The 14969-nt window shown below is 65.0% G+C and carries 12 protein-coding genes; 3 read left to right on the top strand and 9 right to left on the bottom strand.

The genetic code is table 11. The features are described from left to right. Positions 1 to 88: 88 nt before the first annotated feature. The 3 genes from AAIE04_RS02855 to AAIE04_RS02845 all read left to right on the top strand — a co-directional run bounded on the left by AAIE04_RS02855 (position 89) and on the right by AAIE04_RS02845 (position 2506). Positions 89 to 652 (top strand): DUF4865 family protein, encoded by a 564-nt coding sequence (locus tag AAIE04_RS02855; protein ID WP_498576449.1) that lies wholly within the window; start codon positions 89 to 91, stop codon positions 650 to 652. Between the two features lie 82 nt (positions 653 to 734). Further along, entirely contained in the window at positions 735 to 1952 is a 1218-nt protein-coding gene (locus tag AAIE04_RS02850; RefSeq protein ID WP_025159999.1) for an FAD-dependent oxidoreductase, read from the top strand. 41 nt (positions 1953 to 1993) lie between these two features. Continuing rightward, entirely contained in the window at positions 1994 to 2506 is a 513-nt protein-coding gene (locus tag AAIE04_RS02845; protein WP_019454682.1) for a GNAT family N-acetyltransferase, read from the top strand. Between the two features lie 22 nt (positions 2507 to 2528). Here AAIE04_RS02845 and AAIE04_RS02840 read toward each other — a convergent pair whose 3' ends face one another. The 9 genes from AAIE04_RS02840 to atzF form a co-directional block, all read right to left on the bottom strand. Then, on the bottom strand, positions 2529 to 3041 hold the full coding sequence (locus AAIE04_RS02840) for a DUF2165 family protein (protein WP_019454683.1): 513 nt from the start codon (positions 3039 to 3041) through the stop codon (positions 2529 to 2531). A gap of 118 nt (positions 3042 to 3159) precedes the next feature. Further along, positions 3160 to 3858, bottom strand: a complete 699-nt coding sequence (gene urtE / locus AAIE04_RS02835; protein ID WP_063918990.1) for an urea ABC transporter ATP-binding subunit UrtE — start codon at positions 3856 to 3858, stop codon at positions 3160 to 3162. A 12-nt stretch (positions 3859 to 3870) separates the two neighbouring features. Next, a complete protein-coding gene (gene urtD / locus AAIE04_RS02830; RefSeq protein WP_019454685.1) occupies positions 3871 to 4677 on the bottom strand; it encodes an urea ABC transporter ATP-binding protein UrtD in 807 nt (268 codons plus the stop codon). Next, entirely contained in the window at positions 4674 to 5750 is a 1077-nt protein-coding gene (gene urtC, locus AAIE04_RS02825) for an urea ABC transporter permease subunit UrtC (protein WP_063918989.1), read from the bottom strand. Before urtC ends, urtD begins: the two co-directional genes overlap by 4 nt. Continuing rightward, positions 5750 to 7330, bottom strand: a complete 1581-nt coding sequence (gene urtB / locus AAIE04_RS02820) for an urea ABC transporter permease subunit UrtB (protein ID WP_498576448.1) — start codon at positions 7328 to 7330, stop codon at positions 5750 to 5752. Before urtB ends, urtC begins: the two co-directional genes overlap by 1 nt. 56 nt (positions 7331 to 7386) lie before the next feature. Beyond that, positions 7387 to 8655, bottom strand: a complete 1269-nt coding sequence (gene urtA / locus AAIE04_RS02815) for an urea ABC transporter substrate-binding protein (protein WP_498576447.1) — start codon at positions 8653 to 8655, stop codon at positions 7387 to 7389. Between the two features lie 35 nt (positions 8656 to 8690). Beyond that, positions 8691 to 9401 (bottom strand): GntR family transcriptional regulator, encoded by a 711-nt coding sequence (locus tag AAIE04_RS02810; RefSeq protein WP_498576634.1) that lies wholly within the window; start codon positions 9399 to 9401, stop codon positions 8691 to 8693. A gap of 14 nt (positions 9402 to 9415) precedes the next feature. After that, positions 9416 to 13036: an urea carboxylase gene (gene uca / locus AAIE04_RS02805; RefSeq protein WP_498576446.1), complete on the bottom strand. Its 3621-nt coding sequence runs from the start codon at positions 13034 to 13036 to the stop codon at positions 9416 to 9418. Between the two features lie 2 nt (positions 13037 to 13038). Further along, on the bottom strand, positions 13039 to 14868 hold the full coding sequence (gene atzF, locus AAIE04_RS02800) for an allophanate hydrolase (protein WP_498576445.1): 1830 nt from the start codon (positions 14866 to 14868) through the stop codon (positions 13039 to 13041). Between the last annotated feature and the right edge of the window lie 101 nt (positions 14869 to 14969).

Here is a 14969-nt window from a genome sequence, read left to right as displayed (position 1 = left end):
TCTGAACCATCAATCAAAATAATACCGATTTTACTGATAAAGATGGCGTGTCACGCTCTCCGGGTCAATGTCTTTCAGGAGAATCCTTATGCTCGCGATGCAATACCGTTTCACCCTGCCCGCCGACTACGATATGGCGATCGTTCGCCGCCGCATTGCCGATTTCGGCCACCTGCTCGACGCCTGCCCGCAGCTGATCGTCAAAGCCTATCTGTACGCGCAGCGCAGCGAAGGCAGCGCCGAGAATCTCTACGCTCCTTTTTACCTGTGGAACAGCAGCGCCGGCATGAGCGACTTCCTGGCCGGCGAAGGCTTCAGGGGCCTCAGCCAGGCGTTCGGCTGGCCGCGCGTCAGCCACTGGCTGCCGTGGCTGACGCATTTCGATCGCCTTCATCTGGCCGAGGCCGCTTGGGCGACCCGTCAGGAACAGGCCATCGCCCCCTACAGCGATCTGCCTGCATTGCGTCGCCAACTGCAGGCGGCCCCCGGCGCGCTGGCCTCCATCGTGGCGTTCGATCCCGCCGAGTGGCGGTTAGTACGGCTGGATATCTGGCGTGAAGCGCCGCAGGCGCGGCCGCAAAACAGCCAGCTGTTCCGCGTCGGCCATCTGTCCGCTCCCTTTGACCACACTGCGCCGCGGGTTGACAGTTAAATATGATATTGATAATCATTATCAATACTAAACACTCATTTGCGGTTCGCGGGATGCGGGCCGCTCTCCGGGGTCAACCGCCATGTCGTCATCACCGATCACACCTTACGCCACCGCCTGCTGCATCGTGGGAGGCGGCCCCGCCGGGCTGATGCTCGGCTATCTGCTGGCGCGGGCGGGGATCGACGTGACGGTGCTGGAGAAGCACGCCGACTTCCTGCGCGATTTTCGCGGTGACACCATTCATCCCTCGACGCTGGAAGTCATGCATCAGCTGGGCCTACTCGATGAACTGTTGACGCTGCCGCACCAGCGCGCGGAATCCCTGCACGCCGAAGTCGCCGGGCGCGACATCAAGCTGGCGGATTTCACCCGCCTGCCGACGCGCTGCAAATTTATCGCCTTTATGCCGCAGTGGGAGTTCCTCAATTTTTTGGCACAGCAGGCCGCCGCTTTTCCCAATTTCAGATTGTTGACCTCAACGCAGGTTCATGAGCTGCTGTATGACCGCGGCCAGGTATGCGGCGTACTGGCCGACACGCCGGAAGGCCCGATCCGCGTGCGCAGCCAGTTGGTGATCGGCACCGACGGCCGCAACTCGGTGGTGCGTGAGCAGGCGGCGCTCAGCAGCCGATCCTTCGGTGCCCCGCGCGACGTCTTGTGGATGAAGCTCAGCAAGCAGCCGGGCGATCCGGCCTGGTCAATGGGCCACACCGGGCCAAAGCAGAACTTCATCATGATCGATCGCGGTGACTACTGGCAGTGCGGCTACTCGATCGACAAAGGCAGCTTCGACGCGATCCGCCGCAACGGGCTGGAGAAATTTTTGCTGCACCTCGCCGAGGTGGCGCCATTCCAGGACGATCGCCTGCAGGAGATCGTCGAGTGGGATCAGCTGAAACTGCTGAGCATCCGCATCGATCGTCTGGATCGCTGGGCCAAACCGGGCGTGCTGTGCATCGGCGACGCCGCGCACGCCATGTCACCGATCGGTGGCGTGGGCGTCAATCTGGCGATTCAGGACGCGGTAGCCGCCGCCAACGCCCTGATACCGCCGCTGCGCCAACATCGGCTGCAGCTGAAACATTTGCTGAGCGTGCAGCGCCGGCGTGAGTTCCCCACCCGGGCGATCCAGTTTTTGCAGATCAAAATGAGCCAGCGCAAGCCGGGTCAGCGTCGCGCCGCCGGCGGTTCGCGCCTGATCGCTCGCGTCGGCAACAGCCGTTGGCTGCCACGCCTGTTCGGTCGCATCATCGGCCTGGGCTTTCGCCGCGAAACGCCGCGACATCTTGAAAATTAAGCCGCTATACTCATCGGTTCTCGCTTCGATGAGGTTCACTCATGTTCACCGTCCGTCAGGCATTGGTAGAAGATTTAACCCAGGTGCGCGATATCGGCATCAGCACCTATCGTTCGCACTTCGGTGAGCTGTGGCACTACCCGCACGAGCTGGAGGCCTTTCTGGCCGAGGATTTTTCCGTCTCCGCGCTGGAACGGACGCTGCGCGATCCCGACGTGTGCTGGCTGTTGGCCTATGAGAATGATGCCCTCGTCGGCTATGCGCGGGTGAACTTCGACAGCCTGCTGGCACCAACCGAACAAATCGGCGCAGAGCTGCAGAAAATCTATTTCCTGCCGGGCCACGCCGGCAACGGCTATGGCCAGCGCCTGTTCGAACAGGTGCAGCGGCGGGCCATCGAGCGCCGGCAAAAAACGCTGTGGCTGGAGGTGCTGCAACGCAACACCGGCGCCCAACGTTTTTATCAGCGTCAGGGATTGAGCATTTGTGGCGAGACCTGCTACACCAGCGCCCAAGGCTCGATAGGCATCTGGTATATGAGCAAGGCGCTGTAACCGCGCCCCGCTCCGCCGCCGTTTAGCGCGGCTCCCGCTGCAGCATCAGGAACAGCAAGGCAAACGCATTGGGCGCCAGGTAGATCAGCGCCCCCAGTTGCACCGCCAGCGGGTTCTCTTTGGCTTGCCAGGCCATAAACCAGTCGCCGGCGACCACCATAAAGCCGACGCCCCACACCGCGATCGCGCAAAGCGCCCCCAGCATCGCCCAGGCTTTACCCTTGGCGAAAGCGGCGTAAGGGTCTTTCAATCGCCCGACCATCAGCACCACGCCGGCCGTCGCCAGCAACCCGGCCAGCGTTTCCAGCGCGGTGATGACCGCCAACCCCAACATGCAGGCCCAGTCGGCGGTGACGGCGCGCCACATCAGCCCCGGCGTCTGATAGGTATCTTGCATGGCGAGCAGCGGCCCCACCGCATTGCGCGCGGTGCCGGCGAAGTCCGCCGTATTGTTCAACAGGCTGAACAGCCCCCACAGGGCCGGAAACAGGGACAGGACGATGCAAGCGAGGCGTGACACAGTGATTTCGTTCATGATGATGTTAGCTATCCATGGCAAGGGATTAATAAAAAACGCCTTTTAGATTAGTCCATAACATCCGCAAGGAGAAACAGCTGCACGACTTTCAGACATGCGGCTCCCTTTGCCTCGTTCAAATCGCCACCAGCCCACGTACGCCGTCCTGTTCCATATTGCTGCCGGCGCCGCGCTGCACGATGCTGCCGCGCGACATCACCAGATAGCTGTCCGCCAGATCGGCGGCAAAGTCATAGAACTGTTCCACCAGCAGGATCGCCATATCGCCGCGCGCCGCCAGCTGCTTGATCACCGCACCGATCTCCTTGATCACCGACGGTTGGATCCCTTCCGTCGGCTCGTCGAGGATCAACAACTGCGGCCGGCAGGCCAGCGCCCGGCCGATCGCCAGCTGCTGTTGCTGCCCGCCGGAGAGATCGCCGCCGCGCCGATCCTTCATCTGCCTCAGTACCGGAAACAGGTCATAGATCGGATCCGGCACCGTGCGCGCGGCGCCGCCGGAGAAGCGCGCCAGCCCCATCAGCAGATTTTCTTCCACCGTCAGACGCGGGAAGATTTCCCGCCCCTGCGGCACATAGGCGATGCCCGCCTGCACCCGCTGGTGCGGCTTTTTACCGGTGATGGTTTCGCCCTGCCAACGGACGCTGCCGCTGCGCGCCGGGATCAGCCCCATCAGGCATTTCAGCAGCGTGGTCTTGCCCACGCCGTTGCGCCCCAGCAGGCAGGTCACTTCGCCGATGCGCGCCTCAAACGACAGGCCGCGCAGAATGTGGCTGCCGCCGTAATACTGATTCAATTCCTCTACCTGCAGCATGATTACGCCTCCTCAGCGCCCCAGATATACCTCAATCACCCGTTCATCGGCCTGCACCTGCGCCAGCGATCCTTCCGCCAGCACCTGTCCCTGATGCAACACCGTCACGCGATCGGCGATGGTCTCCACAAACCCCATGTCGTGCTCCACCACCATCAGCGAATGCTTGCCCGCCAGCTCGCGGAACAGTTCGGCGGTGTAGTCGGTTTCGGCGTCGGTCATGCCGGCCGCCGGTTCGTCGAGCAGCAGCAGGTGCGGCTCCTGTACCAGCAGCATGCCGATCTCGAGAAACTGTTTCTGCCCGTGGGACAGCAACCCGGCGGGCCGGTGGCGCTCATGCCCCAGCCGCAGGGTTTTCAGCATCTCGTCGATGCGGTCGCGCTGCTCGCTGCTCAGGCGGGCGCGCAGGCAGGCCCACACCGACTTACGGGTTTTCTGCGCGATCTCCAGGTTTTCGAACACCGTCAGCGCCTCGAACACCGTCGGCTTTTGAAACTTGCGGCCAATGCCGGCGTGGGCGATCTGCATCGGTGCCAGCCGGGTCAGATCGACGGTCTGGTCGTAAAACACCCTGCCGCTGTCCGGCCGGGTCTTGCCGGTGATCACATCCATCAGCGTAGTCTTGCCGGCCCCGTTGGGGCCGATCACGCAGCGCAGTTCGCCGACGCCAATGCGCAGCGACAGATCGGTCAGCGCGCGAAAACCGTCGAAGCTGACGTTGATGTTGTCGAGCTGCAGCACCGGATCGGTTTGCTGCCGATATTTATCCGCCGGTAGCGGATGGGTAAATAGCTCGTCGGTCACTTGCATCGCCTTCATGAGCTTTTCCTCCGCCGCAGCAGGCCGATCACCCCTTTGGGCAGAAACAGCGTAACGACGATAAACATCAGGCCGAGGAACAGCTGCCAGTATTCGGGAATGGCCATGGTGAACCAGCTCTTGGCGCCGTTGACGATGCCGGCGCCGAGCAGCGGCCCCACCAGCGTGCCGCGCCCGCCAAGCGCCACCCAGATGGCGGCCTCGATCGAGTTGGTCGGCGACATTTCGCCGGGGTTGATGATGCCGACCTGCGGCACATAGAGCGCGCCGGCCAGCCCGCACAGCACCGCCGACAGCGTCCAGACGAACAGCTTGAAGCCCTTCGGATCGTAGCCGCAGAAAGTCAGGCGGTTTTCCGCATCGCGCACCGCAGTCAGCACCCGGCCGAACTTGCTGCGCGCCAGCGCAAAGCCGATGGCCAGGCTGGCGACCAGCAGCAGCACCGTCGCCAGAAACAGCGCCACCCGCGTGCCGGCGGCGGTGATGGGAAAGCCGAGCAGCGTGGTGAAACCGGTAAAGCCGTTATTGCCGCCGAAACCGGTCTCATTGCGAAAGAACAGCAGCATGCCGGCATAGGTCAGCGCCTGGGTCATGATCGAGAAATACACCCCTTTGATTTTCGAGCGGAAGGCGAAGTAGCCGAACAGAAAGGCCAGCAGGCCCGGCACCAGCACGATCAGACACAGCGCCCAGGCGAAATGCTGGGTGCCGCTCCAGAACCACGGCAGCTCAGTCCAGGATAGGAACGCCATAAACGCCGGCAGCCCGTCGCCCGCCGCCTGCCGCATCAGGTACATGCCCATGGCGTAGCCGCCGAGCGCGAAGAACAGCCCGTGGCCGAGCGACAACAGCCCGGCATAGCCCCACACCAGATCGAGCGCCACCGCCACCACCGCGTAGCACAGGATCTTGCCCGTCAGCGTCAGGGTATAGGTGGACACTGCCAGCGGATGATCCGCCGGCAACAGCGTCATGAACGGCATGACCAGCAGCGCCAGCAACGCCAGCGCGCCGATGCTCAACGCCAGCCGAGGCGCTTTCTGCACGCCGGTTACGGTCAATGGTTGGCTCATCAGTCAATCACCCTGCCCTTAAGGGCGAATAGCCCCTGCGGACGCTTTTGAATAAACAGAACGATCAGCACCAGGATCAGGATCTTGCCCAGCACGGCGCCGATCTGCGGCTCGAGGATCTTGTTGACGATGCCGAGGCCAAAGGCCGCCGCTACCGTCCCCGCCAGCTGGCCGACGCCGCCGAGCACCACCACCAGGAACGAATCGATGATGTAGCCTTGCCCCAGCTCCGGCCCGACGTTGCCCAGCTGCGACAGCGCCACCCCGCCGAGCCCGGCGATGCCGGATCCCAACCCGAAAGCCAGCATGTCCACCCGCCCGGTGGGCACACCGCAGCAGGCGGCCATCGCGCGGTTTTGCGTCACCGCGCGCACGTTCATGCCGAGGCGGGTCTTATTCAAGAGCAGCCAGGTCAACGCCAGCACCAAGAGCACGAACGCGATCACCGCGATGCGGTTCCACGGCAGCACCAGGTTCGGCAACAGCTGCACGCCGCCCGACAGCCACGCCGGGTTGGCGACCTCGACGTTCTGCGCGCCGAACAGCACTCGCACCAGCTGGATCAGCACCAGGCTGATGCCCCAGGTAGCCAGCAGGGTTTCCAGCGGCCGGCCGTACAGGTGGCGGATCACCGTGCGCTCCAGCAGCATGCCGATCCCGGCGGTGATGCCGAACGCCACCGGCAGCGCCGCCAGCGGATAGAGCGCCAGCCACTGCGGCGACCACTGCTGAAACAGCCCCTGCACCAGGTAAGCGGAATAGGCGCCGAGCATCAGCATTTCGCCGTGCGCCATATTGATGACGCCGAGCAGGCCGTAGGTGATCGCCAGGCCGAGCGCCGCCAGCAGCAGGATCGAACCGAGCGACAGGCCGCTGAACGCCTGGCCGAGCAGATCGCCGATCATCAGACGGTGCTGCACGCGCTGCAGGCTGCGTTGCGCCTCGGCGCGCACCGCGGCGTCCGGTTCGTGGGCAGCATCGGTCAACGCTTGCAGCCGCGCGCGGGTTTCCGGCTCGCCCGATTCGCCCAGCAGCCGCACCGCATTGAAACGCACCTGCGGGCTGGCGTCGGTCAATTGCAGGTTGGCTAGCGCAATGCTCAGCGCGTCGTGCACCTGCGGGTCTTTCTCCTGCGCCAGCCGCCGGGTCAACAGCGGCAACTGCTCGCCCTGCGCCTCACGCTGCAGCGCGGTCGCCGCCTGCAGCCGCACCGCCGCATCCGTGCTGACCAATCGCTGCGCCGACAACGCGTTGGCGATCAGAATGCGCAGCCGGTTGTTCAGCCACACCTTCTTCGGTTCGCCAACCGGAGCCGCCTCACCTTCAAGCGGCAGATAGCGGTCGCCCTGGCGGATAAAGGCGCGCTTCGCCCCGTCGATCGCCACGGTTTCCTGCTGCAGCCCCTGCAGCAACGGCAGGCGCGCGGCGTCCGGCTCGGCCGCCCACGCCTGCAGCAGTTTGGCCTGCTGTGCACGGTTGGCCGCCGCAAACTCATCGGCCGGCCCAGCCTGCGCCAGCAGGGGCCAGGCGCACAGCAGCCACAGCCCGGCGCGCAGAGAGGATAAAAACGGAGATTGCATCAGCTGCCTCTTCTGTTGGGCCGGCGGGCGTTGGGCCGCGCCGGCGCTGAGTGACGTTACTTGCCGCCTTTCACCGGGTAATCCGGTTTTTTGTCGTTGCCGGCGATATACGGGCTCCACGGCTGCGCGCGCACCGGCGCTTCGGTCTGCCACACCACGTTGAACTGGCCGTTGCCCTCGATCTCGCCGATCATCACCGGCTTGTGCAGGTGATGGTTGGTTTTGTCCATGGTCAGCGTGAAGCCCGACGGCGCGGCGAAGGTTTGCCCGGCCATCGCCGCGCGCACCTTATCGACGTCGGTGGTGCCGGCCTTTTGCACCGCCTGCGCCCACATATGCAGGCCGACGTAAGTGGCCTCCATCGGGTCGTTGGTCACCGCAGTGGCGTAATTCGGCAGGTTGTGCGCCTTGGCGTAGGCTTTCCACTGGCTGACAAACTGTTTATTGGTCGGGTTATCCAGCGATTCGAAGTAGTTCCAGGCCGCCAGGTTGCCCACCAGCGGTTTGGTGTCGATACCACGAAGCTCTTCCTCGCCGACCGAGAAGGCGATCACCGGCACGTCGGTGGCCTTGACGCCCTGGTTGGCCAGCTCTTTGTAGAACGGCACGTTGGAATCGCCGTTGATGGTGGAGATCACCGCGGTGTTGCCGCCGGCGGCGAATTTCTTGATGTTGGCGACGATGGTCTGATAATCGCTGTAGCCGAACGGCGTGTAGACCTCTTCGATATCCTTGTCCTGCACCCCCTTGCTGTGCAGGAAAGCGCGCAGGATCTTGTTGGTGGTGCGCGGATAGACGTAATCAGTGCCCAACAGGAAGAAGCGTTTGGCGCTGCCGCCGTCCTCGCTCAGCAGGTATTCCACCGCCGGGATCGCCTGCTGATTCGGCGCCGCGCCGGTGTAGAACACGTTCGGCGACATCTCTTCGCCTTCGTACTGCACCGGGTAGAACAGCAGCCCGTTCAGCTCCTCAAACACCGGCAGCACCGACTTGCGCGACACCGAAGTCCAGCAGCCGAACACCGCCGCCACCTTGTCCTGGCTCAGCAGCTGGCGCGCCTTTTCGGCGAACAGCGGCCAGTTGGAAGCCGGATCCACCACCACCGGCTCCAGCTTTTTGCCGAGCACCCCGCCTTTGGCGTTGATCTCGTCGATGGTCATCAGCGCCACATCCTTCAGCGGCGTCTCGGAAATCGCCATGGTGCCGGAGAGCGAACTCAGAATGCCGACCTTGATGGTGTCGGCGGCCTGCGCGCTCCAGGCCAGGCCCAGGCCGACAGCGGCGGCGGACAGCGCAAAAGCTTTGATAAAACGACGACGTTGCATAGTTCAAACTCCTGATGTGTGTGAAATCAAAATCGTTACGCCGAGCGCGCAGGCTGCTGAGCCCGCGCCTGGTGCAACATGTGCAGCGTTATTTTTCGTACCTCTGCCTTGCTGACGGCGATATGCTCGCCGAGCAGCGTTTGCGCCTCCCCGCTTCGCCGCTGCAGGATCGCCTGCAAAATGGCGGCGTGTTCGCGGTAGGTGGCGTCCACCCGCGCCTGCTGGGTGAAATCCAGCCGGCGAATGATGCGGATCTTTTCGGTCAGTTCGCGGTGAATGCGCGCCATTTCGCCGTTGCCCGCCGCGGCCACCAACGCCTGATGAAACTGCTCATCGTGCTGCGACACCGCCTTGCCGTCCGCCAGTCGCGGCGCTTCGGCCCAAAAATGGCTCAGCGCCGCCAGCGCGCCCTGCGTTTCCCCGGCCGGGCCTTCGCACAGCCGTTTCACCGCCTCTTGTTCCAGCACGATGCGCAGATCGTACAGCTCTTCGAAGTAGGCGAAGTCGAACGGCCGCACCTGCCAGCCGCTGCGAAACAGCACCTCGACATAGCCTTCACGCTCCAGCCGAAACAGCGCCTGGCGCACCGGCGTGCGGCTGGCCGCCATGCGCTGCGCCACCTCGCTTTCGCTGAAGCGATCGCCCGGCAGCAGACGAAACTCGAAGATGTCGGCCTTGAGCTGCAGATAAATGCGCTCCGCCAGCCCCTCCGGGCGCGCCTTGTGCTCTCCGTTGGTGATTTGCATCATCGATCCTCCGTTCAAACCGCCTTTTCCAGCCACAGCAGGGCGTCGCCCGGCCCGACCGGCCGCCCCTGCCGGCAGCTGATGCGCTTAACGATCCCGGCGCGCGGCGCGGTGACCGCCAGCTCCATCTTCATCGCCTCGACCACGATCAGCGGCTGCCCGGCCGCCACCGCCTGCCCCGGCTCCACCAGGATCTTCCACACGCTGCCGTTCAGATCGGCGCTGACCAGATCGCCGTCGATGGCGTCTTCTTCCACCGGCGGCAACAGCTGCGCCTCGGCCTCATCGTCATCGCTGCGCCAGCGCGCCACTTCGGCGCTGAACGCCTGTTGCTGACGATGCTGGAAATCGGCAATCGCCCCGGCGTTGTCGGCCAGGAAATGGGTGTATGCGGCGAAGTCGAACTCGCTCTCTTCGATGCGCACCTGCATGCGCCCTTCGCGGAACGCTTCGCGCTGCTCGTCCAACTCTTGCTCGCTGACCGGGTAGAAGCGCACCTGATCGAAGAAGCGCAGCAGCCAGGGTTCACCGGCGGTGAACTGCGAGTTTTTGAGGAATTTGTTCCAGATCGGCAGCGTGCGCCCGACCAACTGGTAACCGCCCGGCGAATCCATGCCGTAGATGCACATGTACATGCCGCCGATTCCGACCGTCCCTTCGGCGGTGTGGGTGCGCGCCGGGTTGTATTTGGAACTCAGCAGGCGATGGCGCGGATCGAGCGGCACCGCGCAGGGCGCACCGAGGTACACATCCCCCAGCCCGAGGATCAGGTAGCTGGCGTCGAACAGAATGTCGCGCACCTGCTCGCGTCGGCTCAGGCCGTTGATGCGCTGAATGAAATCGACGTTGTTCGGCAGCCAGGGCGCCGAGGCGCGCACCGTCTGCTGATAGCGATCCACCGCCCCCAGCGTGGCCGAATCCTCGAGCGCCATCGGCAGCCAGACGGTGCGCGTCGGCACCTTCAGCCGGCTGACGTCCCCCAGCGCCCGTTCGCGCGCCAGCAGGCGCTGCAACAGGTCGGCCTGGCTTATCTGCCGGCTGTCGTAGCGGATCTGCAGCGAACGCACGCCCGGCGCCAGCTCCGCCACGCCCGGGATCGCCTCCTGGCGCAGCGACTGCATCAGCAGATGAATGCGCAGGCGCAGCGCCAGATCGAGCACGTTGTCGCCGTACTCCATCAGGATGTAGCCGTCCCCCGCCTGACGATACGCCACCGCCGGGCGCCCCTCCGCCGCCGGCAGCGCCGCCAGCACCGCGGCGGAAACGGTATCCGCCGGGGCCAGATCCGGCGGTGGCAGGGTGATGGCCTTCACCGCCGCCAGCGCTTCGATGCTGCCAAGCTGCGCCTGCTCCAGCGACTGCGCCTGCCGGAAGCCGATCGGATGGAAACGGATGCGGTCGCCCGGCTTCACCTGCCCCACTTTCCACAGTTCGGCCTTGGCGATGGTCACCGGGCAAACGAAGCCACCGAGGCTGGGCCCGTCGCGGGTCAGGATCACCGGGAAGTCGCCGGTGAAGTTGATCGCGCCGATGGCGTACTCGCAGTCGTGCACGTTGGAAGGATGCAAACCGGCTTCGCCGCCGTCCTCCCGCGCCCACTCGGGCTTCGGCCCCGCCAGGCGCACGCCGAGGCGGTTGGAGTTGTAATGCACCTGCCAGTCGGTGGCGAAGAAGGCCTCTATCGATTCGGTGGTGAAAAAGTCCGGCGCGCCGTGCGGCCCATACAGCACGCCGATGTGCCATTGATCGCCGTAGTGCGGGATCAGGCTGTCGTCCATCGCCTGCGGCGCGGCGATCGGCGCCGGGGTGGTGCTGGCCGCCAGCGCCGGTTGAGCGATCGCCAGCATGTCCGCCACGCGCAAGGTGCGCCCGGCGTGGCCGCCGAACTGCCCGAGCGCGAAGGTAGAGCGGCTGCCGAGATATACCGGCACGTCGAAGCCGTTACGCACTGCCAGATAGGTGCGGCAGCCGTGCGTAGCGCGCCCCAGCGTCAGCACCTGCCCGGCCCGCACCGTAATCGGCCGCCAGTAAGCGACCGCTTCGCCGTCCAGATCGGCCGGGCAGCTGGCGCCCGTCAGCGCGATGGTGGCGTCGCAGTGAAAACGCAGCGTCGGCCCCTGCAGGGTAAATTCCAGCCCGGCGGCCGCCGGATGGTTGCCGACGATGCGGTTGGCCAGCCGGAACGCGAAGTCGTCCATCGGCCCGGACGGCGGCACGCCGATATCCCAATAGCCGAGGCGGCCGGGATAGTCCTGCACGCTGCTGTAGGTGCCGGGTTGCAGCACTTCGAGGCAGTGCGGCTGGAAACGCACATCGTCCAGCAGGCGCGTCCAGACGTCGCCGCGCTGAAATTGCGGCGTGGCGATCACCTGCCGCAGATAGTCGAGGTTGGTGGCGATGCCGTGCAGACGGGTCGCCGCCAGCGCCACGCGCAGTTTTTCCAGCGCCTGCGCCCGATCGGCGCCGTGGACGATCAGCTTGGCGATCATCGGGTCGTAAAACGCAGAGACTTCGCTGCCGGTCGCCACCCAGCCGTCGAGGCGCACGTCGGTCGGGAAATGCACCTCGGTCAACACGCCGGGGCTGGGCTGGAAGTTTTTCAGCGGATCTTCGGCATAGAGGCGCACCTCAATCGCCGCGCCCTGCGGCGCGCGGTGCAATGCCGCCCAATCCAGCGCGTCGCCCGCCGCCACCTGCAACATGCATTCGATCAGATCCAGACCGGTGACCATCTCGGTAACCGGGTGCTCTACCTGTAAGCGGGTGTTCACTTCCAGGAAATAAAACTCGTCGCGTGCGGCGTCGTAAATGAATTCCACCGTGCCGGCGCTGCGGTAATTCACCGACTCGCCCAGCGCCACCGCCGCCCGATGCAGCGCCTGGCGGGTCGCCGCCGGCAGGTGCGGCGCCGGGGTTTCTTCCACCACCTTTTGGTTGCGGCGCTGCAGCGAGCAGTCGCGCTCGCCGAGCGCCACCACCCGCCCCTGGCCGTCGCCGAAAATCTGCACCTCGACGTGGCGCGCCCGATCGACGAAGCGTTCGATAAAGGCGCCGGCGTCGCGGAAGAACTGCTCCCCCAGCCGTTTGACGCTATCGTACGCGTCGCGCAGCGCCGCCTCGTCGTCACAGCGCGTCAGGCCGATGCCGCCACCGCCGGCGGTGCTTTTCAGCATCACCGGATAGCCGATGCGCGCAGCGGCGGCAACCGCCTGCTCAACGTTCTCCAGCAAGCCGGTGCCCGGCGTCATCGGCACTCCGGCCAACGCCGCCAGCTCGCGCGCCCGGTGCTTGAGGCCGAACTCGCGGATCTGCGCCGCCGTCGGGCCGATAAAGGCGATGCCCGCCGCCTCGCAGGCTTCGGCAAACTCGGCGCTCTCGGACAAAAAGCCGTAGCCGGGATAGATCGCCTGCGCGCCGGTGGCGGTGGCCGCCGCAAGGATCTTGTCGATGCGCAGGTAGCTGTCGGCGGCCTTGTCGCCGCCGAGCGCCACCGCCCTGTCGGCTTCGGTGACATGCGGCGCATTGCGGTCGGCATCTGAATAGACCGCCACGCTGGTTATGCCCAGGCGTTTCAGGGTGCGAATGGCGCGGCAGGCGATTTCGCCGCGGTTAGCGATCAGTACGGTAGTAAACATGTTTATGCCCCCTTAACGCTGGCGAGATAGTTACGCCAGCCGCCAAACTCAGTGATATCCGTGGCGCCTTCCAACGCCCAGGCTTCGCAGATAAACCCCTTCACCCGCCGGCCGTCCGCCAGCAGCAGCGTGCCGATGCCCAATGGCGCCGGGATTTCCGCTACAAACTCGCCGAAACGGGCCAGCGGGATGTCCCACAGCTCAAGGTGGATCGCCGCCCCCTGTGCCGTGCGCGCCAGCCCCGGCTTTGGCGGCTCGGTATCGGCCAGCGCGTAGAGGCGGTAACAGGGAGCGGTAACGGTTTGCTCTACCCGCACCGCGTCGCGCTGCGTCAGCTGGACGTTGAGCGGCATGCCGCTGAGGTGAGCGCCTACTACCGCCAGACGCACATGCCCTGTGGACGGCGCCGACGCAGGCTGCGGCGGCAATACCCGGCCGATAGCGCCGAGCGGCAAGGCGCTTTGCCGTTGCCAACGCAGGCCAAACGCTGCCAGCGCCCGGTCATGCCAGGCGGGCGCAATCAGGGTGATGCCCGCCGGCAGCCCGTCTTCGCGCAGCGGCCCCGGCAGCGCCAGCGCGCTCAGATCGGCCAGGTTGGTGAAATTGGTGTAAGTGCCGAATTGCGAGTTGAACAGCACCGGCTCTTGCGCCATCTCCGCCAGGGTGCGGATAGTGGGCGCGGTCGGCACCACCAGCGCGTCGAACGGCGCCAGCCGCTGGGCGATTTGCCGCGCCAATTCGGCGCGCAGGTATTCCGCCTTGTAGGCGTCGCAGGCGCTGTAGCTCAGGCCGTTGCCGACGATGCCGCGCACCACCGGATCGATGGCCTGCGGGTTCGCTTCCAGCACCTGCTCAATGGCCACGGTGCGCTCCGCTACCCAGGGGCCGTAATACAGCTGTTCCGCCAGGGTGCGAAACGGCGCGAAATCGAGGGGCTCCAGCGTGGCGCCGCCCGCCTGCAGCTGCGCCAGCGCACGATGAAACGCCCGCTCGGCCTGCACGTCGCCGAAAAACTCCAGCTGGGCGGGAACGGCGAAACGCGGCGCGGCGGGAATATCCGCCGGCGCGGTATGCGGATCGGCGCGGGAATACGGATCTGCCGCGTCAAAGCCGCTCGCCAGCTCCGCCACCTGCGCCGCATCGGCCACCGTCAGCGCGAAGATCGAAACGGTGTCGTTCAACCGGCAGGCCGGCACCACGCCGCGGTTGGACAACCGCCCCTTGGTCGGCTTCAGCCCGACGATGTTGTTGAACCCGGCGGGTACGCGCCCCGAACCGGCGGTATCGGTGCCCAGCGCGAACGGCACCAGGCCGCGCGCCACCACCGAAGCGGAGCCGGAGCTGGAACCGCCGCTGACGTAGCGGCTGTCGAAGCTGTTGACCACCGCGCCATAAGGTGAGCGGGTGCCCACCAACCCGGTAGCAAACTGGTCGAGGTTGGTTTTACCGAGGGCGATCGCCCCGGCGGCGCGCAGCCTGGCGACCACGGTGGCGTCCGCCGCGGCCTGATAGGTGAACGACGGGCAAGCGGCGCTGGTCGGCCAGCCGCCGACGTCGATATTGTCTTTGATGGCAAAGGGTACGCCGAACAGCGGCAAGCAACTGAGATCGCCGGCGACCGCCTCTAGCCTCTGCGCCAGCTGCCGATACTGCTGCTCGCGCTGCGCCGACGTGGCAAAATACAGCCAGGCGTTATCGTCCGGCTTCAGGCTGGCGATCAGCCTTTCGATCGTCGCACTGACGCAGGCGAGGCGCTCGCCCGCCGGACGGGTTTGATAATGGTGCTGCCATTCACTGAGGGTAAAACCGCACGCTTCAACAGGTTCGCTCATCGGCTGAATTCCATCTGGTACACAAGATGGGATTCAACAGAGCAACCGGCGTGCCAGTTTTTAATCTCATGATTTCAATAAATTATAATTAAAACTTATGA

This window comes from Serratia sp. Ae19-1 (assembly GCF_059801225.1).
This window is presented reverse-complemented; position numbering and strand designations above follow the sequence as displayed.